We start from the raw sequence: 19,675 nt of genomic DNA, 5'->3' as shown, positions 1-19,675 counted from the left end.
GGTTCGTTCCCCCTAGGATCGTTCTTTGCGGCAAGCCGGTTTTTCGCCTCTGCCTTGGGCCCCATGCCGCGCAGAGATCTGACCAATGCGCAATGCGTCGGAGGTTGATCGCGGCCGCGCGGCTTTCGATTGTTTTCGCTGGCGAATTATCCGTTGCCCGAACGCCACTATGTAGGTACGTACCTATACGACAGCCCTGTCATTCCAGGTTGAAGCCATGAAGGTCGTCACCAGCCGCGAGCTCAATCAGGATGTCAGCGCGGCCAAGCGCGCGGCGAGAATCGAGCCGGTGTTCGTCACCGACCGGGGCCGGGCCACCCACGTGCTGATGAGCGTCGAGGCCTATCGCAAGCTGGCCGGCCAGGCCGAGACCATCGTCGACCTGCTGGCCATGGACGAGCCCGCGCCGCCCCGGCCTTCAGGAGCCGAGGCCAAGCCCGCCAGGTCGTCGGCCGCCTGGGGCCGGCCGCCCGCGAAACCGGGACGCGGCTGATGCACCTGCTCGACACCGAGATCGTGCTGGAGCTGCGCGGGGCCAGGGCCGGGCGCACCGATCCGGGCCTGGCGCGCTGGGCCGCGGGCGTGGCGCGCTCTGGCCTGTTCATCTCGGCGATCACCCTGCTGGAGCTGGAGGCCGAGGTCGCCCAGGCCGAGCGACGCGACAAGATCGCCGGCAAGGCCCTGCGGACCTGGCTGGACGAGCAGGTGGGTCCAGCCTTCGAGGGCCGGATCCTGGCCGTCGACGCCGCCGTGGCGCGAACCCGCTCGCGCGTGCCCCTGGCCGACCCCCGCGACGCCCTGCTGGCCGCCACCGCCCTGGAGCACGGCCTGACCCTGGTCACCCGCGACGTCGCCGCCTTCAAGGTCGCCCGGCTGAAGGTGTTCAACCCCTGGGGCTACGCCCAGGACGCGGTCGAGGACGACGAGGACTGGGGCCAGGCCGCCAAGGCCGGCTCGCAGTGGATCCGGAACCTGTTCGTACGGGGGTGAGGGAGCGGCCCCGCCGCCCCTCATTTGTCATCCCGGCCGTAGCGAAGCGGAGCGCCGGGACCTCGCACCGCTGATCCGTCCGGCGTGGGAAGTCCCGGCTCTACGGATCGCTGGCGCGCTCCTCCGGCCGGGATGACAATCCCTTGGAAGTCCGCCTCGCAACCTCCCCGGCGTCGGCGCACTTAACCAAAAACCGACGTTTCGTCCGCATTGTACGGCCAGACCGCGCCCCTGGCCCCCTCTTCGGCCCCGGGCGCGCTGGGGAGTATCGTGGGGACCGACCGCCTCGACATCGCGATCGATCGCGCCGACGCGCGCCGATCGGCCCTGCGCCGCTGGCGCCGGCCCGTGGCGCTGACGATCGCCTATCTGGCGTCGATGGCCTACAGCCTGTTCCTGACCGGCGCCGCCCAGGAGATCGCCACCATCTGGACGGCCAACGCCGTGCTGATCGCCGGGCTGCTGGTGCTGGACCGCCGCCGGGGCGTCGGGCTGCTGGTGGTGTGCACGCTGCTGCACCTGGCGCTCAGCCTGCTGACCAGCAAGTCGTCGGCCTTCGCCGTGGCGGTGACGGCGCTGGACGCCGTGCAGATCACCGCCACCGCCGTGGCCCTGCGGCTGCTGCGGCTGCCCGGACGGGTGCGGGGGATGCGCGGCCTGCTGGTGCTGACGCTGGTGTCGGCGGTGTTCACGGCCGTGACCTCGATCGGCGTCAACGGCCTGGCCTCGCTGGCCGAGGGCGGCGGCTTCTGGACCGGCTGGAGCGGCTGGACCACCAGCAACGTGCTGGGCGTGGCCGTGGCCCTGCCGACCATACTCATCCTGATGGACCGCCGCCACGCCGAGGCCTTCCCGGTGCGCGGCTGGCTGGAGCCGACCTTCGGCCTGGCCGCGATCGGCGTCATATCCTGGCTGGTGTTCACCGGCCCGCCGCAGCTGCGGGTGCTGGTGCTCGCGCCGGTGGTGCTGGCGGCCTTCCGGGGCGGTCCGCGCGCGGCGGCCCTGTCGGTTATGATCGCCCTGGCCACGGCCATTCCGGCGGTGCTGTCGATCGTCGGGCTGGACGCCAAGGCCGCCGCCGAGCCGATGCGCCACCTGCTGCTGTTCCACGTCGTGCTCTATGCGGTGAGCATGGCCGCCGCCCTGGCCCTCAGCCGCCAGGCGCGGCTTTCGGCCCTGCTGGTGCGCCGCCAGGCCGCCGCCCGCGCCGCGCAAGCTCGCGCCCAGGCCGCCAACGCCGCCAAGTCGGAGTTCCTGGCCACGATCAGCCACGAGATCCGCACCCCGCTGAACAGCATCCTCGGCTTCACCGGCCTGGTGGCCGACGACGCCGCCCTGTCGCCCGAGAACCGCCGGCGCCTGGATCTGGTCGGCCGCGCCGGCCGCTCGCTGGCCGAGATCGTCGGCGACCTGCTGGACTTCGCCAAGGTCGAGGCCGGCCGCCTGGAGTTGGCGCTGGAGCCCACCTCGCCCGCCGCCCTGCTGCGCGACGCCGCCGCCATCATCGCTCCGGAGGCCCAAGCAAAAGGCCTGGCCGTCACGGTTTCCGTGGAGGCGCTGGGCGGGCAGGATCCCGAGGCGCTGTTCGCCCTCGACGAGACCCGTCTGCGCCAGGTGCTGCTGAACCTGCTCAACAACGCCGTGAAGTTCACCACCCAGGGCCAGGTCGCCGCCCGGCTGGTGGTGGGACCCGAGACCGGCGCCCTGAGGTTTTCGGTCACCGACACCGGCATCGGCATCGCCCCGCAGGTGCAGACGCGCCTGTTCCAGCGCTTTTCCCAGGCCGACAGCTCGATCAGCCGCGCCTATGGCGGCACGGGCCTGGGCCTGGCGATCAGCAAGGCGCTGGTCGGCCAGATGGGCGGGACGATCTGGGTGGAGAGCGCGCTTGGGGCCGGCGCGGCCTTCCACATCGCCCTGACCGCCGAGCCGGCCGCCGCCGTCGAAACCGCCGACGAGGCCCTGCCCGCCCCGGCCGCCGCCCGCGTGCTGCTGGTCGACGACCACCCGATGAACCGCGAGTTGGGCGACGCCTTGCTGACCCTGGCCGGCTGCCAGGTGTTCACCGCCGAGGACGGCTTCCAGGCCGTGGAGGCCGCCCGCAGCGGCGGCTTCGACCTGATCCTGATGGACGTGCACATGCCGGGCATGGACGGCCTGGCCGCCGCCCGCGCCATCCGCGCCTTCGACGGGCCGGCCGCCGCCACTCCGATCCTGGCGCTGAGCGCCGACGTCCTGCCCGAGCAGGTGGCCCGCTGCCGCGCCGCCGGCATGGACGGCCACGTGCCCAAGCCGATCCGTCGCGAGGAGCTGATGGCCGCCGTGTCGCGCGCCCTGGCCGAGGGGCCGAAGAAGGCCCGCGAGGGCGAGCGCCGGGCGCCGGAGCAACCGGAGCGCGACGGAACGTCGCAGAACTTGGCCGCATACGGAAAAAGCGTTCTGCCTTAACCCTTTTTCCGGTTCGGCGTGATCGATGGGGATACCCGGCCGCCCGCGCGACCGGAGGGGGAATACGGGGCCTTGGACGCAACATCCGCACCAGGACGTGAGAGCGCCGCCGCGCCGTGGCTGCGGCTGGCCGGACTCGCCGCGGCGTTCGTGATCTCGTTCGCGTTCAGCGACCTCCTGACCCGCGACTCCAACGGCATGCCCTCGCTGTGGCCGATGAACGCCATACTGGCGGCGGCCCTGCTGCACCTGGGACCGGTGCAGCGGCGGATCATGCTGGGCCTGGCCCTGGCCACCAACGCCGTGGTCCACCACCTGGCCGGCGACCCGTGGCTGGTCATCGTCATCTATGCCGCCTGCGACATGGCCGAGACCCTGGGCGCGGTGGCCGTCATCCGCCGCCTGCGCGGCCCCCGGGCCTCGATCCGCAGCGTCCGCCACGCCCTGGTGCTGGTGGCGGCCATCCTGCCCATCACCCTGACCGCCGCGGCCGTGGGCGCCAGCCTGACCGCGCCGCTGGTCGGGGCGAATCTGGCCAGCTTCTTCTCCGGCTGGGCCTCGGCCAACGGCATGGGCATGATCATCACCCTGCCCGCCGCCCTGATCATCCTCGACCGCACGCCGGACCTGGCCTTCCGCCGGCCGCTGCCGGTGCGGCTGGCGCTGTACGGCCTGGTGGCGGCGGTCACCACCTTCGCCTTCCTGAAGACCCGCACGCCGATGCCGTTCCTGATCTTCCCCGCGGCCATGCTGGCGGCCTTCCAGCTGGGGCCGCGCGGGGCGGCCTGGAGCGCCGTGGTGATCATCGCCGTCACCGCCCCCCTGACCATCGGCAGCGACGGCGTGGCGCGGATCGCCCCGCGCTGGGACGAGGTCGACCGCATCCGCATGGTGCAGGCCTTCGTGACCACGGTGTTCTTCACCTCGCTGGCCGCGGCCCTGTCGCTCTACAAGGAGGCGCGGCTGAAGACCCTGATGGCCCGCCGCAGCGCCGCCGCCCGCGCCGCCCGGGCCCGCGCCCAGGCCGCCGGCCGCGCCCGCACCGACTTCCTGGCGACCATGAGCCACGAGATCCGCACTCCGCTGAACAGCGTGCTGGGCTTCGCGGGCCTGCTGGCCGAAACCGAGGACGGCCTCTCTCCCGCCGGCCGCCGCAAGCTCGAGCTGATCGCCCAGGCCGGCGGCTCGCTGGCCACCATCGTCGACGACATTCTGGACTTCTCGCGCCTGGAGGCCGGCCGCGTCGAGCTTAGGCCCGAGGCCGTGGACCCGGCCGCCCTGCTGGCCGACGCCGCCTCGATCATCGCCCTGTCGGCCCAGTCCAAGGGCCTGTCGCTGTCGGTCGAGGCCGACCTGGAGGGGGCCGGCGACTACGCCCTGGATCCGGCCCGCCTGCGCCAGGTGCTGCTGAACCTGCTCAACAACGCCGTGAAGTTCACCGCCAGCGGCGGGGTGCGGGCGACGGTCGCCCTGGAGAGCGGCGGGGACGGCGCCGAGCGCCTGCGCTTCACCATCGCCGACACCGGCATCGGCATCGCCCCCGAGGTGCAGGACCGGCTCTTCCAACGGTTCAGCCAGGCCGACGGCTCGATCAGCCGGGCGTTCGGCGGGGCGGGCCTGGGGCTGGCCATCAGCAAGACCCTGGTCACCCGCATGGGCGGCGAGATCGGCATCGACAGCGCCCTGGGCCAGGGCGCGACCTTCTGGTTCACCGTCCCCGCCGTCCCGGCCCGCGCCGCCGACGCCGCCCGGGTCGAGCAGGAGGCCGCCGCCCGGGTGCTGCTGGTCGACGACCATCCGATGAACCGCGAGCTGGGCGCGGCCATGCTGACCCTGGCCGGCTGCGCGGTGCAGACCGCCGAGGACGGCGACGAGGCCGTGCGCATCGCCGCCGACGGCGGCTTCGACGTCATACTGATGGACATCCACATGCCGCGCATGGACGGCCTGGCCGCCGCCCGCGCCATCAAGGCCCTCGACGGCCCCGCCGCCCGCGTGCCGATCATCGCCCTCTCGGCCGACGTCATGCCCCACCAGATCGAACGCTGCCGCCAGGCCGGCATGGTCGACCACGTCGCCAAGCCGATCCAGCGCGACGCGCTGATCACGGCCCTGAACCAGTGGATCGGGCGGGAGACGGCGGCGGCCTAGGAGGCCTGCGGTTACTCGCGAACCACGAAGTCGATCGCGGGTCCCCCCCGGAACGGCAGGTCCGTCAGCACCATGTCGTTCTCCCGGAACTCGACCTCCCAGTTGGGCTTCAGGCGACAGGTGACCCTGAACACGGCCGTCTTGAAGGCGACGAAGAACGAGTAGAGCAGATCCTCTTCGGCCGTCTTTCCCAAGAAGTTGATCGGGGAGACGACGCTGGAGACGCGCTCGCGATCGGCCTGGGTCGCCGTGTCCGACCAAGGCGCGCTGTCGATGGTTTCGAGCAGGATGAACCGCCCGTGCGGCCCGATGACGAAGGCCAGGAACAGGCGGATGAATGTTGTCGCTGTCTCCGTGGAAGGCCGTCGGTCCGAGGCCCGCACCAAGGTGTAGAGCCAGCCCTTTTCGGCCATCGCCAGTTCCGCGCGCTCGTCGTTGGCGAAGGCGGGCGTCAGATAGTCGCGTCCCTCGACGGCGACCAGGATCAGGGACGCCCCAGGCAGGAAGACCAGGTCCGCGATCCGGCTTCGATCCCCCGAGGGCGTTCCGCCGTTCGCCGCCACGACGGCCTCCTGCGCCCGTTGCAGCCTGGCCTGCTCGTCTCCCGCGATCGCGCGCAGCGGCAAGCCGGCGAAGGTTTCGATATCCACGGGCGATACGACCGTCTTGAAACGCTGTTCCGCTGGAAGCGCGTCGTCCGGCAGGCGGGAAGGCCAGACGTCCAGATCGGACTGCCGCCGGCAGCGTCGAAGCACGCGCCAACCGAAGGGATTGATCCGGTGCTCGAACAGCGGCCGCTCCCCAGACGGCAGAAAGTCGGACAGACCCGCAACCTCGAGCGGCTTGGACGCGGTCAGGTCAACGCGGCCGTTCGGCGTCAAACGCGCGATGAGTTCATAGAACTCTCCGAACAGGCACATGGTCCCGGTCGCCAGATAGCCGTCATCCACGGCCTGGACTTCCAGCGGACGAACGGCGGCGCGGAGGAGATCCCGCCCTTCGGCCGGAAGGTCGGGCGAGAAGGGTATTGCGCGACCGGGTTCGAGCACCGCGCCCGCGCGGCCAGCGTCGTTGACCTCGAACAGCGCCACCCAGGCGCGCACATAGTCCGCCGCCAGTTCGGGAGTCTCCAAGGCCAGGCTTCCACGTTGGCCCAGTTCGAGAAACGCCCCCGCCGACGGACTGATCGAGGCGAGTTCGTCGTCGCTGATGATGAAGGCCTTGGCCGCCATCGGAATCGTCTCTTCATCGACGACCATGGCTTCGATCAGGCGCCACCCGGGCGCGAACGACACCGTCTCGCACGACCAGGCGATCCGCAGGTTTTCGACCGCCAGCGCGAACTGGGGCTGACGCCTCATGATCGAATTGATGTCTTTTTGAGACTGTTCACTCTCGACCACTTCACCCACACGCAGGGTGCTCGGATGCGACATCTCGCCGCGAGGCGGTTCCGCTTCGGCGATGGGTCCGCTGCCCTGGGCGGGAGGGGCCTGCGGCCCCCGGTAGCTCTGGTACCGGTTGGCCACTTCGATGAGGGAATACTTCATCGGCTCGTCCGCGGGACAGGACCGCGCCAACTGGAAGGACAAGTCCGCGAAAAGCGTGGCGTGCTTCTGGCCCAGTCGCCCAACGACGGGATCCAGGCGGCCGACCATATCGGCGACGTCTCCCCATCGCTCCTCGCTCGTGGCGCGATACAGAAGCCGACTGAAGACGAAGAAGAGGCGCTGATCGGGATAGAGTTCTGATGGAAGGCTCATTGCGCGGCCTGCTTGGAAATGTGTTTGAGGATCAGGTCCAAACTCATGGTGTCGCCTCTCTGGTCGGCGACGACGGCGATGGTCGCACAGAGCGGCGAGAGGTCCTGTTCGGGCTTGCCGGCAAGAACGAGGGCGGCGGCATGGCGCAACTTTTCGGGGGCGAGAAACGGAGCTCGCAAACACACCGCGTGTAGTCGCTGCGCATCGAGCTTCCGATCTGACTCTCCGCAATCGAGCTCGAAAAGGCCGCTCCAAGCCCTCAGCATGGCGACGTCACCCTTCAGGTAGGCCTGCCCGCACATGGCCACGACCGCATCGGCGACCACTTCATGCAGGCTGTGCGTGTCGCCGGTGACGATGTGGTCGGGGGCGAGCAATACGCGCGTGAAAACCCCTCGCAGGAATTCAGCCGTTTCTTCCGGAATCTCTCCGATGTGGGGAACCAGCCCATAGAGAGCGTACGCCAGACCTCGGATCACGCTTGCTGGTTCGCCTTGGCAGATGGTTTCCAGAATTTTCAGACGAAGATCGGCGGACGCGTGGGTCTTCATGCCGGCAAGCAAGCTGCCGACCTGGCCGATCAGATTCGAGCCTTCAGACTCGATCCAATCCATGCCATCGGACTGCGCCCGAGCCAGGAAGTCGGCCAGATATGCGTCTGCTTCTTCCCCGGCGCCCGAGAAGCTTCCAAGAGCGACCTCCAAGCACAGAATGCGGGTATGGATGAACCTCGCCCTCTTCTCGCTCTCCGCCAATCCAGCCTGAGAAGGATCGCCGACGAGGCCGCGCTTGAGCGTCTCACAAACCGCCGGCAGCCATTCTTCGAGGCTCTCCCGCTCCTCGGAGGACATAGTCACCTGGACCTGGTCGGCCGCCATTCCATTGAAAGCGGGATTGAGGGTCAGCCAGAGACGGTGAATGGAAAGCTGCGCAAGGCCAAAGGCGAAATCGACTGTCGCCGTTCCTTGCTTGGTCAGTCGGAAGATGAAATCCGCCAGGGACACACTGAGGGCGGACTGCTCGGGCAGGGCATAGGCGAGATTCAATAGGGTCGTCATGAGCGGCTGTTGCGGCTTTCGACGCGCCAACAGCGGCTGAGGCAGCTTCTGGATGGCCTCGCCGACTTCCTCGAGACGAGGCAGCTGGGCCTCGTCGTTCTTGTCTCGCAACCTCTCTGCGTTGAGATAGGTGTACCCTGACAGATGGCGCATGATCCAGAAGAGCGCCTCTTCGTCGTCTTCTTCCCGCAAACGCTGCCAGGCCCGCTGCACGATCGACCCGACCGCGTCGAAGTCGCCCAGGGCGTCGAGCACGAACATCAGGTCGCGTTCCGCCGTCAGGAGCGTCGCGCGGATTTCCGCGGCGGGGCGCAGCGCCAGGAGTTCCTCCTCCAGACGCATGACCTCCTGGATGGTCTCGCGGCGGGGACAGGCCTGATCGGAACCCGACGCGGCGGGAACCGGCGGGGGCGCGAAGCCGATGATGTCGGCGCTGGAGCCCACCGTGAAGAAGGTCGCCGCGGCGTTGAAGGTGTCGGACAGCGGCGAGGCGATCTGCGGCGGCTCGATGACGCTGCTGCCCAGGAACTGCGGCGCATAGCGCGGGTCGCTCTCGACCAGCTCCTTGCGATAGGCGGTGCTGGCGACGTAGGCGGCTTCCTTCAGGGCGGTAGCGATGGAGGTCAGGACGTCTTCGCCGAGAGCCTCGATCGGCGCGGCGTAGAGCTTCAGGCGAGAGGCCAGCCGCAGCGCCTCGCCGGCCAGGCGCAGGTGCTCGTCGGCCAGGGCCTGCCGGTGGCCCGAGGTGAGCCCCGGACTTTCGGCCTCCTTGACCAGCACGCGCGCCGCCGCGCCGAGGTCGGCGATCAGCGACCGGAGCAGCTCGATGACCCAGGCGTCCGCGACGCCGGCCGAGGGCAGCAGGTCGCCGCAGGCCGCGACCCGGATCGGAAAGTCGCTGAAGGTGCGTCGGACGAAGGCGGCGGCGTCGCGCGCGGCCGCCCGCCAGGCCGTATCGACCAGGAAACTTCGCTGCTTGGGGGTCAGTTCGTGCTGCTCGGGGTCGAGCCTCTGCAGCACGAAGAAGGCCCCGAGAATGTCGGGCTCCAGCGCGCCGAGGGTTTCATGGTTCGAACGGCTGGTCATGCGCTGGAAGCGCTCGCCGTCGAAGGCGTAGGAGCCCAGGGCGAAGGAGGGCAGCACCTTGGCGGCCAGCGTGACGTCCTTGATGGCTTCGTCGAGTTCGTCCTGCGTCACGTGCCCGAGCGTGAACGTGGACAGGCAGAGCAGGTTCTCGTGCAGCATCTCGCGCTGGGTCTCGGTCAGCGGGTCGCTCGCCGACGACTGGCGCCAGAACAGCTGACGGTCGCGCTGGATCAGCCCCGCCAGGGTCTGGTCCTTCTCGATCTGGAACACCAGTTCCTGCCAGCCCTTCGACCCCGGCCCGCCGCGATCGGCGATCATCGAGGCCAGGGCTTCGGCGGCGATCGCCGCGAACAGGGGACGCGGGGTCCGCTCGCCCAGCGCCGTCGCCTGGTCCAGCCGCTTGGCCGCGACGATCAGCAGGTCGTCGGGCGGCAGATCCTCGACGTGCTGGCGGAGGCGGCGCTGCATCAGCCCGATGACCGCTTCGCGCGAGACGGGCTGGAGGCTCAGGACGCCCTTCTCGCAACCCGCGGCCTTGTAGAGGCGCGGCCGGATGGTTTCGCCTCCCGGCCCCACCAGTTGTTCGACGAGCGAGCGGCCGCCTTCCCGCGCGATCAGCAGGACGCGCAAGGGATATTCGAAGTCGACACAGCGCTGCGCGAAGGCCGCCAGCAGGCGCTTGAGCGCAACCGGCCAATCGAGCGCGTAGTCGATGACCATCAGTGTCGGCTTCCGCGGCCGCCAGTTGCTGTTCAGCAGCCAGGAGAGATCGGCCTCCACCAGCCGCCCCGCCCGCCAGCGGACGCGGGAGGAACGCACCAGTTCGAAGGCCAGGCGGCTCTTGCCCTCGCCGCCGCGCCCCGCCACCAGCAGCCAGGAGAACGGTCGCGCCGTCACGTCGTCCGGGTCTCCGAGGAACGCCCGGAGCAAGGCCATCTCCTCGTCGCGCCCGACGAAATCGTCGTGCAGCGCGCCATAGTACAGGGTGTCGATGACGCTGGCGGTCGTCCCCACCGTATCGGGCCAATTCAGGCGCAGCTCGGCGAGGTCGTTGATCCGCGCTTCCAGCACGGCCGCGAGCTGGCCGAGCAGATCCTCGAACCTGCGGGTCAGCTTGTGCTGATCGACCTCCGCGTGGAGCGCCTCGACGACCTCCGTGGGCGTGACCTGGTTCACCTTGATGCCGAACGGCGTGAGGCCCGACCGCTTGATGTCGTCGATCATCGCCTGACGCAGCTTGGCCTTGTCCTCGAAGCGGCCGAGAACCCGGGTGAGCATTCGCAACAGGCGGTCCAGCGCCGGAATGCGCGCCATGAGCCGCAGAAGGCCCGCCTGGATGGACTGGCTGGCGAGGTCGGGCCCTAGCTCGATGGCCTTGATGGCCAGCACCTTGACGCCCGCGAACACGGTCGGCGCGACGATCCGCGGGCAGCCCAGTTCCGTCAGGCCGTCGACGCAGACCGTGTTGAGTTCATTGGATTCGAGCAGCGTCTTCAGCCGCTCGATCTGTTCTCCGAACAGTTTGGCGACGATCTCGCCGGCCGGAAGATCGTCGTCTTTCTCGACCTTCGCGACCGCCCCGCCGGTGTTCTCACTCATCTGGCCCCCGCCACCCTGGTGCAACGCCAGTTTGACCCGAAGCTCAGCTATAGAGCAACTAGAAGCATATACGCAATTTATACGATAGCTAAGTGTTGCCAATCAAAGGGATAGCCGTCGCCAACACCCCTTCGTCGGGTAGTCGACGCTACTGAAATGGATTGCGGCAAAGCGTCACAGAGTTCATTGCTGCCGAAACTGAAACCGCCGTTCGGCGTAAGTTTTCCGTCCGGGGGAACGGGAACAGGATGACGCGAAGCGCCGCCTTACAGGAAACGGGGCGACAGACGACGCTGCTGGTCGTGCTGGCGCTCGCCTTCGTCGCGACCCAGCTGTTCAGCGACGCCCTGACCCGCGGCCCCTACGGCATCGCCGCCCTGTGGCCCTGCACCGCCCTGCTGGCCGTCGGCCTGATGGCCCTGGGGCCGCCCCGGCGGCTGATCCTGACGGTGGTGGTCGGGGTCGCCCATGTCACTGTCTGCCTGGCCCTGGGCGACGCGCCGGAGCGGGCCCTGATCTTCACCGCCGTCAACCTGGCCGAGGCCTGGGGCGCGCGCGAGGCCGTGCGGCGGGCCTTCGGCGGACCGCCCCGGGTGCGGACCATGCGCCAGCTGGCCCTGCTGGTGACGGTGATCGCCCCGGTGGTGGCGGTCACGGCCGGGGTCGCGGCCGGGCTGCTGAGCCTGCTGGAGCACCAGCCGTTCCTGGGGGTGTGGCGCGACTGGTTCGTCAGCGGAGCCCTGGGCATGGCGCTGATCGTGCCGGCGGTGCTGGTGCTGATCGACGCCGAGCACCGGCGCACCTTCCACCGCTCGGCCGGCGAGCGGGCGGGCCTCTTCCTGCTGATGGCGGTGCTGACGGCGGCGGTGTTCCACGACACCCGCGCGCCCCTGCCCTTCGTGCTGTTCCCCGCCGCCATCCTCTGCGCCTTCCGGCTGGGTCCGCGCGGGGCGGCCGAGGCGGCCCTGACCATCGCCGTCGTCTCCCTGCCGCTGGGGGTGTGGAACATCTGGCAGGGCCACCTGCTGGCGCCGTGGAACCCGCCGCAGATGACCCGGCTGATCCAGTGCTTCGTCACGGTGGTGTTCGTCACCGCCCTGGCGGCGGGCCTGGCCCTGGCCCAGCAGGAGCGGCTGCGGCGCCTCCTGGTGCGGCGCGAGCAGCTGACCCGCTCGGCCCGGGCCCGGGCGCTGGCCGCCGCCGAGGCCAAGACCGAGTTCCTGGCCACGATGAGCCACGAGATCCGCACGCCGCTGAACTCCATCCTCGGCTTCGCCCAGCTCCTGGCCGGGCGCGAGGACCTGCCGGCCGACGCCCAGCGGCAGGTGGGCATGATCGACACGGCGGGCGCGGCCCTGCTGACCGTGGTCAGCGACATCCTCGACGTCTCGCGGGTGGATTCCGGCCAGGTCGAGCTGCTGCTGCAGCCGGCCTCGGCCAGCGCGGTGCTGCACGACGCGGTCGGCATCGTGCAGTCGGAGGCCGAGGGCAAGAACCTCAGCGTCGAGATCGACGTCGTCGATCCGGTCGAGGGCCTGCACGACCTGGACGCCCTGCGCCTGCGCCAGGTGCTGCTGAACCTGCTCAACAACGCCGTGAAGTTCACCGAGCGCGGCAAGATCGTCGCCCGGCTGGTCATCGAGCCCGGCGAGGTCGAGGACCGCCTGCGCTTCGAGGTGATCGACACCGGGGTGGGCGTGCCGATCGAGGACCAGGCGCGGCTGTTCCAGCGGTTCGTACAGCTCGACAGCGGCGCGACGCGGGCCTACGGCGGCGCGGGGCTGGGGCTGGCGATCAGCAAGTCGCTGGTCGAGCTGATGGGCGGGCGGATCGGGGCCGACAGCGCGCCGGGGCACGGCTCGTGCTTCTGGTTCGAACTGCCGGCCGCCGAGGCCGAACCCGTGGCCGCGCCGCCGCCCGAGGCCGCCCGCGATCCCCGGGCGGCGCGGATCCTGCTGGTCGACGACCATCCGATGAACCGCGAGATCGGGGTGGGCCTGCTGCGCCTGGCCGGCTGCCATGTCGAGACCGCCGAGAACGGCCGCCAGGCCCTGGCGGCGGCGGCGCGCGGCCATTTCGACATCATCCTGATGGACATCCACATGCCCGAGATGGACGGCCTGGCCGCCACCCGGGCCATCCGCGGCCTGGAAGGCGCGGCAGGCAAGGTCCCGATCATCGCCATGAGCGCCGACGCCCTGCCCCAGCAGGTCGAACGCTGCTTCGCCGCCGGCATGGTCGACCACATCGCCAAGCCCGTGCAGCGCGAGGTGCTGTACGCCAAGATCGGGCGCTGGCTGGAGGCCTGACACCGTTCCCTCTCCCCTTGCGGGAGAGGGTGACCTCGCGGAGCGAGGTCGGGTGAGGGGTCTCTCAAACCTCAACACTGCAAGCAGCGGTCAGGCCGGGAGAGGCGTCTCAAGCCTGAGAGACCCCTCATCCGTCGGCCTTCGGCCGCCACCTTCTCCCGCAAGGGGAGAAGGATCGACCTTCCCCCTTTCTCCCGCCCCCGCTAACCTCCGCGCCGCATCGTACCGGGGGATCCGTCATGACCTTTTCGCGCCGCGCCGTGACCGCAGCCGGCCTCGCCGCGCTCGCCGCCGCCTGTTCGCCCGCCAAGAAGGACGCCGCCCCCGGCCTGACCAAGCTGAAGCTGGCCACCGACTGGCGGGCGCAGGCCGAGCTGGGCGGCTACTACCAGGCCGTGGCGACGGGCGAGTTCAGCAAGCGCGGGCTGGACGTCAGCATCGTCCAGGGCGGTCCTGGGGTGAACGTGCCGCAGCTGCTGGCCACCGGGGCGGTGGACATCGGCGTCGGCTCCAACAGCTTCATCGTGCTGAACCTGGCCAAGGAGAACGTGCCGGTCAAAGCCGTCGCCGCCTACATGGACAAGGACCCGCAGGTGCTGATCGCCCACCCCGGCCAGGGCTTCGCCAGCATCGCCGACATGAAGGGCAGGCCGATCCTGCTGTCGGACGCCTCGGTGACGGCCTTCTGGGTGTGGCTGAAGGCCAAGCACGGCTTCACCGACGCCCAGGTGCGCAAGTACAACTACTCGGTCGCGCCGTTCCTGGCCGACAAGAGCCTGATCCAGCAGGGCTATGCGACCTCGGAGCCCTATCTGATCGAGAAGGCCGGCGGGGAGAAGCCGGCGGTGTTCCTGCTGGCCGACGACGGCTACCCGGCCTACGCGTCGTTCGCCCTGGTGAGCGACGCGATGATCCAGGCCAAGCCCGCCCAGGTGCAGGCGATCAGCGACGCCCTGGCGGCCGGCTGGAAGAGCTATCTCTACGGCGACGCCAAGCCGGGCGACGCCTTGATCCTCAAGGACAACCCCGAAATGACCCAGGACCTGCTCGACCAGGCCCGGGACAAGATGCGCTCCTACGGCATCGTGCCCAAGGACGGGATCGGCGCCATGACCGACGCGCGGTGGGCCGAGTTCTTCCAGGTGGCGGCCGACCAGGGGGTCTACGACAAGGGCCTGGACTACAAGAAGGCCTACAGCCTGAGCTTCCTGCCGAAGTGATGGCGGGCTTGCGCGCAAGCCCCCTTCCCCCTCGATGGGGGAAGGGCCGGGGATGGGGGTGGCGCGGCGGTCCGACCGGACGCGGCGTGATTTCCATCGACCGCCGTAGTCACCCCCACCCCCGCCCCTCCCCCATCCGCCAACGGGAGGGGTGATGACCATCGCCGCTCTTTCCGCCGTCGAGGTCGACTACCCGCGCGGTCGCGCCCTGGGGCCGATCGACCTTGCGCTTTCCGCCGGCGAGGTGGTGGCGCTGGTGGGGCCGTCGGGGTGTGGGAAGTCGACGGCGTTGCGGCTGCTGGCGGGGCTGGAAAACCCGACGCGGGGGAGGGTCGCCCGGGCGGCGGGCAAGGGCGAGACGTCGGTGGTGTTCCAGGCGCCGACCCTGGCGCCGTGGATGAGCGCGGCGGCCAATGTGGCCCTGCCGCTGGAGCTGGCGGGCGTTCCGGCGCGGGAGGCGCGCGGCAAAGCGCGAGAAGCCCTGGCGCAGGTCGGTCTCGACGGGGCGCAGGACGCGCGGCCGGCCCAGCTGTCGGGCGGCATGGCCATGCGGGCTTCGCTGGCGAGGGCGCTGGTCACCCGGCCGCGCCTGCTGCTGCTGGACGAGCCGTTCGCGGCCCTGGACGAGATCACCCGCCGCGCCCTGGCCGACGACGTGCTGGCGCTGTGCGCCGACCTGTCGCCGGCCGTGGTGTTCGTCACCCACAATGTCGAGGAGGCCGTCTACATGGCCGGCCGGGTCGTGGTGCTGACGCCGGGGCCGGGGGTCGTGGCCGGCGAGGTCGTGGTCGAGGGGCCGCTGGCAAGGCCGGCGGGGTTTCGGACGACGGCGGCGTTCCGCGAGACGGTGGAGGCGGTTTCCGCGCTGCTGGAGGCGGGGCGGTGACTCCAATCTCAAAACACCATTGTCGTCCCGGCCGAAGCGTAGCGAAGCGCCGGGATCTCCCACCGCGGCCGCATGCTGAAACGTGCGAGATCCCGGCTCTGCGGCCCGCTGCGCGAGCCTTCGGCCGGGACGACAATGAAAGAAAACGGGGAGCAGGATCATGACCCGCCTCCTCGCCCCTGTCCTGTTCATCGCCTTCCTGCTGGCCGCCTGGGAAGGCGCCTGCCGCCTCCTGCACGTGCCGGCCTATCTGCTGCCGGCCCCGTCGGAGATCGCCAAGGCCCTGGTCGAGGCCGGTCCCCTGCTGGCGCTCAGCGCCTGGGGCACGCTTTCCACCGCGCTGGCCGGGCTGGTCCTGGCCGCCCTCGTCGCCCTGGCCCTGGCCTTCGCCGCGGCCCTGCGGCCGGTGGTCGAGGACGCCTTCCGGCCGGTCGCGGCCATCCTGCAGGTGACGCCGGTGATCGCCATCGCGCCGCTGGTGACGATCTGGGCCGGCATCGACCATCCGGGCCGGGCGGTGACGGCGCTGGCGGCGGTGATCGCCTTCTTCCCGATCTATTCGGGCGCCGTGGCGGGCCTGAAGGCGGCCGATCCGGACCTCTCGCGGCTGTTCGACCTCTATGGCGCCAGCGCCTGGCAGCGGCTGGTGAGGCTGCGCCTGCCCTCGGCCCTGCCGGCGATCCTCGAGGGGATCAAGGTGGCGGCGGGCCTGGCTCTGGTCGGCGCGGTGGCGGCCGAGTTCGTGGCCGGCTCGGGCTCGAGCCAGGGCCTGGCCTGGCGGATGCTGGAAAGCTTCAACCGCCTGCAGACCGCGCGCGGCTTCGCGGCCCTGGCGGTGCTGGCCCTGCTGGGCGTTGCTCTGCACGCGGCCCTGGCGGCGGCCGAGCGGCGGTTGCTGGCGTGGTGGCGGGGGCGATGAGGTTCAAGATGTTTCGGCAGATTGTTGGGGTCGCGCTCGCGACCGTGCTGGCGTCGTGCGGAAAGACCGACAAGGTTTCAGGATATGATGCGCTGTCCCGGCAAATCGAACGAAACCCCGTCGGGGAAACGCCGGACGAATGGATTGAAATGCGCAACCTCACCGGTGAGTGGGAACGCACTGGACTAATATTCGGATACATCGATGACCACGGCGAATGCCTCAAAGCCATAGCCGGGTTGAAACAATCCAATCCGGCCCGTGAGTATCGCTGCGTCGTCGCCAACTAGGTCAGCCTACCACCGCGCTGCTTCATGCAACCGCCACCCAAAATGTCGCACGCCCGACGCTGGAGCCACGCCGTTAGGCGGGGATTAAGCGGCGTCGGCTAAGGGTTGCAGACTGCAATACCCACGTCCGGACCGGCATGCGCCTCGTTCTGTCCCTGCTGCTGCTCGCCAGCGTCGCCCTTCCGGCGCGCGCGGAGGACGCACGTGAGAGCCGCTACGGGCCGCGCAGCCAGCGCGCGGAGACCGCCGCCCGCGCCGACTACGCCGGTCCGACCCTGAGCTGGGCCGGCAAGGCCGCCGCCCCGGCGCCCGACGCCCAGGACCCCCGCGCCAACGGTCGTCCGGCGCCGGTCGCCGCCTGGGCCGGCTACGCCAACGCCGCGCCCGCCCCGCAGCGGACCGCTCCCGCGCCCGTCTACGCTCCGCCCGTTCCGCAGGCCGTCCAGCAAGCGCCCCAGCAGGGCGCCCTGCCGACCAGCCTCTATTCGCCGCCCGTGGCCTCGGCCCCGATCCCGCCAGCCGCCCCCGCCGCGCCGCGCGAGCTGGCCGGCGGTCCGCCCGCCCAGACGCCACTGCCGCAGGCCCAGACCACCACCTACGCCGCCAACGCCCGCGCGCCGGACGGCCTGGCCCCGCGCACCTATTCGGTCGGACGGATGTTCGGCCTGACGCCCGACCGCATCGAGGCCCCCGGCCCGCCCAACACCGTGCTGATGGCCGTCGACCCGGCCGCCGTCGCCACCGCCCCCGCCGATGACGGCGAGGCCGACCACGGCTCGGCCGCGTGGCTGGCCGAGGCCGCCCAGGAGGCCGGCCGCGACGCGCCGACCAAGAAGAAAAAGACCGCCGAGGAGAGCGACCTCTGATGCTGCAATCGCGGCTGCACGACCTGATCGCCCTCGCCGACGAGCCGTCCAGCGCCCGCCGCCGCGACCTGCTGCGCGGGGTGACCGACCTGTTCTTCACCGCCGACGACCACGGGGCCGTCGAGATGGGCCTGTTCGACCAGGTCATGGGCCAGCTGGCCGGCGAGATGGAGGAGGCCGTCCGGGTCGAACTGGCCGAGCGCCTGGGCCAGTCGGCCAGCCCGCCGCCGGCCCTGACCCGCAACCTGATCAGCGACAGCATCGCCGTCGCCAGCCCGATCCTGTCGGGGGCCGCGACGCTGTCGGACGCCGACCTGCTGCACGTGGCCCAGACGCAGGGCCAGGAGCACCTGCGGGCGATCTCCAGCCGGGCCCGCGTGTCGAGCGCGGTCTCCGACGCCATCGTGGCGCGCGGCGACGACGACACCCTGGGCGTGCTGATCCGCAACGAGGGCGCGGAACTGTCGCGCGCGGCGCACGAGACCGTGGTCGACCGCGCCCAGGCCAATCCGGCCCTGCACGAGGCGGTGATCGACCGCCAGAGCCTGCCGGTCGACCTGCTCAACGAGATGTACTTCGTGGCCGAGGCGCGTCTGCGCGACCGGATCATGGCCCGCAACGAGGCCCTGGACCCGGCGGTGCTGGAAGCGGCCCTGGCCGCCGGCCGCAACCGCCTGGCCACCCGCGACGGCGCCCTGCCGGCCGACTACGACGCGGCCATGGCCGAGTTCGCCAAGATCAAGGCCCGCGGCGGCGTCACGCCCCAGGCCCTGGCCGGCATGCTGCGCGCCAAGCAGACCACCCTGTTCCTCGGCGCCCTGTCGGACATGGCCGACATCGACTTCCACACCGCCCGCAAGATCCTCGAGCGCAAAGAGCTCGACGGCCTGGCCGTGGTCTGCAAGGCGGCCGACTTCGACCGCGCCCTGTTCCTGACCTTCGCCCTGCTGATCCTGGATCCGTCGGACGAGGTGATGGGCAAGGCCAAGGCCTATGGCGAACTCTACGCCGCCCTGCCCCGCGAAAGCGCCCTGCGAACGATCCGGTTCTGGCGCATGCGGCGGAAGACCGGGGCCGTGGCGGCGGCTTAACCTGTTCCCTCTCCCCTTGCGGGAGAGGGTGGCCCCCGCGAAGGCGGGGGTCGGGTGAGGGGTCTCTCAGAACGTTGCGGAGAGGTCTTTCAACCCCTCATCCGTCGGCTTCGCCGCCACCTTCTCCCGCAAGGGGAGAAGGAAAGAACCTGGACCACCCCCACGCCGCCAGCCAGCAGGCCATGGCCCAGGCGGCGCCGACGCACCAGCCGGCCAGCACGTCGCTGGCCCAGTGGACGCCGAGATAGATCCGGCTCAATCCCACCAGCACCGAGAAGAACACCGCCGCCCCGAGCGCCAGGGCCTTCAGCCGGCGTTTCTGCGAAAACCGCGCGGCCAAGGCGCCGAGGGTCAGGAACACCACCGCCGACAGCATGGCGTGGCCGGAGGGGAAGCTCGGATTGGCCGCCTCGACGGCGCGGTAGACGAGGTCGGGCCGCTCGCGCAGGAACAGGTGCTTGAGGCCCTGGCTGATCGCCACCCCGCCGGCCGCCCCGACCAGCACCACCAGGGCCTCGGCCCAGCGGCGCAGGCTGGCCAGGACCGCCAGGGCCAGGATCACCAGCAGGGTCAGCACGGTCACCGAGCCCAGGGCGGTGACGTCGGCGGCGGCGGTGTGCAGCCATTCGGGTCCGACCAGCTGGTGCGGCTGGCCCGGCAGACGCAGGGACTGCAGGACCTGCAGGTCGAGCCGGCGGGTGTCGCCCTCGACCACCTCGTCGGCGATGTTCAGGAAGGTCAGCAGGCCCAGGCCCGCCACCAGCAGGGCGGCGGTGGCGGCCAGTTCGCGCCGGGCGGCCTTGAGCAGCACGGGCAGGTCGCGGCGGGGGTTGAGGCGAAGCTTCAGGGTCATGCGCACTCAACGCGTGAAATCGCCGATCGACGCAACTCGAATAGCGCAGGTATTGCTACAATATTTCATGAATGAAACATGAACCGTTCCTGATCTTCGCCGTTCATCACCAGTCCAAAACGACCTGTCTAAGGTGGGGACATCGA

General features: G+C 70.3%; 14 protein-coding genes. 11 read left to right on the top strand and 3 right to left on the bottom strand.

All coding sequences use genetic code 11. From position 1 onward, the window contains the following. Positions 1-217 precede the first annotated feature (217 nt). From AC07NG_RS04700 to AC07NG_RS04685, 4 genes are all read left to right on the top strand, one after another. Positions 218-493, top strand: coding sequence for a type II toxin-antitoxin system Phd/YefM family antitoxin (locus tag AC07NG_RS04700; RefSeq protein WP_494592516.1), 276 nt, complete (start codon positions 218-220; stop codon positions 491-493). Next, a complete protein-coding gene (locus tag AC07NG_RS04695) occupies positions 493-990 on the top strand; it encodes a type II toxin-antitoxin system VapC family toxin (protein ID WP_110133299.1) in 498 nt (165 codons plus the stop codon). The genes AC07NG_RS04700 and AC07NG_RS04695 overlap by 1 nt, the downstream gene beginning before the upstream one ends. A gap of 270 nt (positions 991-1,260) precedes the next feature. Next, positions 1,261-3,438: an ATP-binding protein gene (locus tag AC07NG_RS04690; protein ID WP_494592513.1), complete on the top strand. Its 2,178-nt coding sequence runs from the start codon at positions 1,261-1,263 to the stop codon at positions 3,436-3,438. A gap of 72 nt (positions 3,439-3,510) precedes the next feature. Then, positions 3,511-5,589: an ATP-binding protein gene (locus tag AC07NG_RS04685; protein WP_494592510.1), complete on the top strand. Its 2,079-nt coding sequence runs from the start codon at positions 3,511-3,513 to the stop codon at positions 5,587-5,589. A gap of 11 nt (positions 5,590-5,600) precedes the next feature. On the opposite strand, the gene AC07NG_RS04680 is transcribed toward AC07NG_RS04685, so the two are convergent. Continuing rightward, complete coding sequence (locus AC07NG_RS04680) at positions 5,601-7,352, bottom strand: hypothetical protein (protein ID WP_494592507.1); 1,752 nt, start codon at positions 7,350-7,352, stop codon at positions 5,601-5,603. Then, a complete protein-coding gene (locus AC07NG_RS04675; protein ID WP_494592505.1) occupies positions 7,349-11,095 on the bottom strand; it encodes a hypothetical protein in 3,747 nt (1,248 codons plus the stop codon). The genes AC07NG_RS04680 and AC07NG_RS04675 overlap by 4 nt, the downstream gene beginning before the upstream one ends. A 248-nt stretch (positions 11,096-11,343) precedes the next feature. On the opposite strand from AC07NG_RS04675, the gene AC07NG_RS04670 reads away from it, so the two are divergent. The 7 genes from AC07NG_RS04670 to AC07NG_RS04640 all read left to right on the top strand — a co-directional run bounded on the left by AC07NG_RS04670 (position 11,344) and on the right by AC07NG_RS04640 (position 18,676). Beyond that, complete coding sequence (locus AC07NG_RS04670) at positions 11,344-13,404, top strand: hybrid sensor histidine kinase/response regulator (protein WP_494592503.1); 2,061 nt, start codon at positions 11,344-11,346, stop codon at positions 13,402-13,404. Positions 13,405-13,643: 239 nt separating this feature from the next. After that, positions 13,644-14,624, top strand: coding sequence for an ABC transporter substrate-binding protein (locus AC07NG_RS04665; protein WP_494592501.1), 981 nt, complete (start codon positions 13,644-13,646; stop codon positions 14,622-14,624). A gap of 154 nt (positions 14,625-14,778) precedes the next feature. Then, on the top strand, positions 14,779-15,510 hold the full coding sequence (locus AC07NG_RS04660; protein WP_494592499.1) for an ABC transporter ATP-binding protein: 732 nt from the start codon (positions 14,779-14,781) through the stop codon (positions 15,508-15,510). A 160-nt stretch (positions 15,511-15,670) separates the two neighbouring features. Then, positions 15,671-16,429 carry an ABC transporter permease gene (locus AC07NG_RS04655; RefSeq protein WP_492853868.1) on the top strand — a complete coding sequence of 253 codons (759 nt, stop codon included), beginning with the start codon at positions 15,671-15,673 and terminating at the stop codon, positions 16,427-16,429. A gap of 8 nt (positions 16,430-16,437) precedes the next feature. After that, positions 16,438-16,719 carry a hypothetical protein gene (locus tag AC07NG_RS04650; RefSeq protein ID WP_494592496.1) on the top strand — a complete coding sequence of 94 codons (282 nt, stop codon included), beginning with the start codon at positions 16,438-16,440 and terminating at the stop codon, positions 16,717-16,719. A 137-nt stretch (positions 16,720-16,856) separates the two neighbouring features. After that, positions 16,857-17,585 (top strand): hypothetical protein, encoded by a 729-nt coding sequence (locus AC07NG_RS04645; RefSeq protein WP_494592494.1) that lies wholly within the window; start codon positions 16,857-16,859, stop codon positions 17,583-17,585. Continuing rightward, positions 17,585-18,676: a DUF2336 domain-containing protein gene (locus AC07NG_RS04640; protein ID WP_487290476.1), complete on the top strand. Its 1,092-nt coding sequence runs from the start codon at positions 17,585-17,587 to the stop codon at positions 18,674-18,676. The genes AC07NG_RS04645 and AC07NG_RS04640 overlap by 1 nt, the downstream gene beginning before the upstream one ends. Positions 18,677-18,773: 97 nt before the next feature. Here the strand turns inward: AC07NG_RS04640 and AC07NG_RS04635 are convergent, their stop codons facing one another. Next, positions 18,774-19,529, bottom strand: a complete 756-nt coding sequence (locus tag AC07NG_RS04635; RefSeq protein WP_494592492.1) for a phosphatase PAP2 family protein — start codon at positions 19,527-19,529, stop codon at positions 18,774-18,776. Positions 19,530-19,675 lie beyond the last annotated feature (146 nt).

This window comes from Caulobacter sp. GW821-FHT10C03, assembly GCF_059415485.1.
Note: the sequence above shows the minus strand (reverse complement) of the source record. Positions and strands in the feature narration are given on the sequence as shown.

Coding starts and splice junctions, on each gene's coding strand:
- AC07NG_RS04655 (WP_492853868.1), top strand. CDS start 15,671: ATGACCCGCCTCCTCGCCCCTGTCCTGTTCATCGCCTTCCTGCTGGCC.
- AC07NG_RS04695 (WP_110133299.1), top strand. CDS start 493: ATGCACCTGCTCGACACCGAGATCGTGCTGGAGCTGCGCGGGGCCAGG.
- AC07NG_RS04640 (WP_487290476.1), top strand. CDS start 17,585: ATGCTGCAATCGCGGCTGCACGACCTGATCGCCCTCGCCGACGAGCCG.
- AC07NG_RS04700 (WP_494592516.1), top strand. CDS start 218: ATGAAGGTCGTCACCAGCCGCGAGCTCAATCAGGATGTCAGCGCGGCC.
- AC07NG_RS04680 (WP_494592507.1), bottom strand. CDS start 7,352: ATGAGCCTTCCATCAGAACTCTATCCCGATCAGCGCCTCTTCTTCGTC.
- AC07NG_RS04645 (WP_494592494.1), top strand. CDS start 16,857: ATGCGCCTCGTTCTGTCCCTGCTGCTGCTCGCCAGCGTCGCCCTTCCG.
- AC07NG_RS04665 (WP_494592501.1), top strand. CDS start 13,644: ATGACCTTTTCGCGCCGCGCCGTGACCGCAGCCGGCCTCGCCGCGCTC.
- AC07NG_RS04675 (WP_494592505.1), bottom strand. CDS start 11,095: ATGAGTGAGAACACCGGCGGGGCGGTCGCGAAGGTCGAGAAAGACGAC.
- AC07NG_RS04650 (WP_494592496.1), top strand. CDS start 16,438: ATGTTTCGGCAGATTGTTGGGGTCGCGCTCGCGACCGTGCTGGCGTCG.
- AC07NG_RS04660 (WP_494592499.1), top strand. CDS start 14,779: ATGACCATCGCCGCTCTTTCCGCCGTCGAGGTCGACTACCCGCGCGGT.
- AC07NG_RS04670 (WP_494592503.1), top strand. CDS start 11,344: ATGACGCGAAGCGCCGCCTTACAGGAAACGGGGCGACAGACGACGCTG.
- AC07NG_RS04635 (WP_494592492.1), bottom strand. CDS start 19,529: ATGACCCTGAAGCTTCGCCTCAACCCCCGCCGCGACCTGCCCGTGCTG.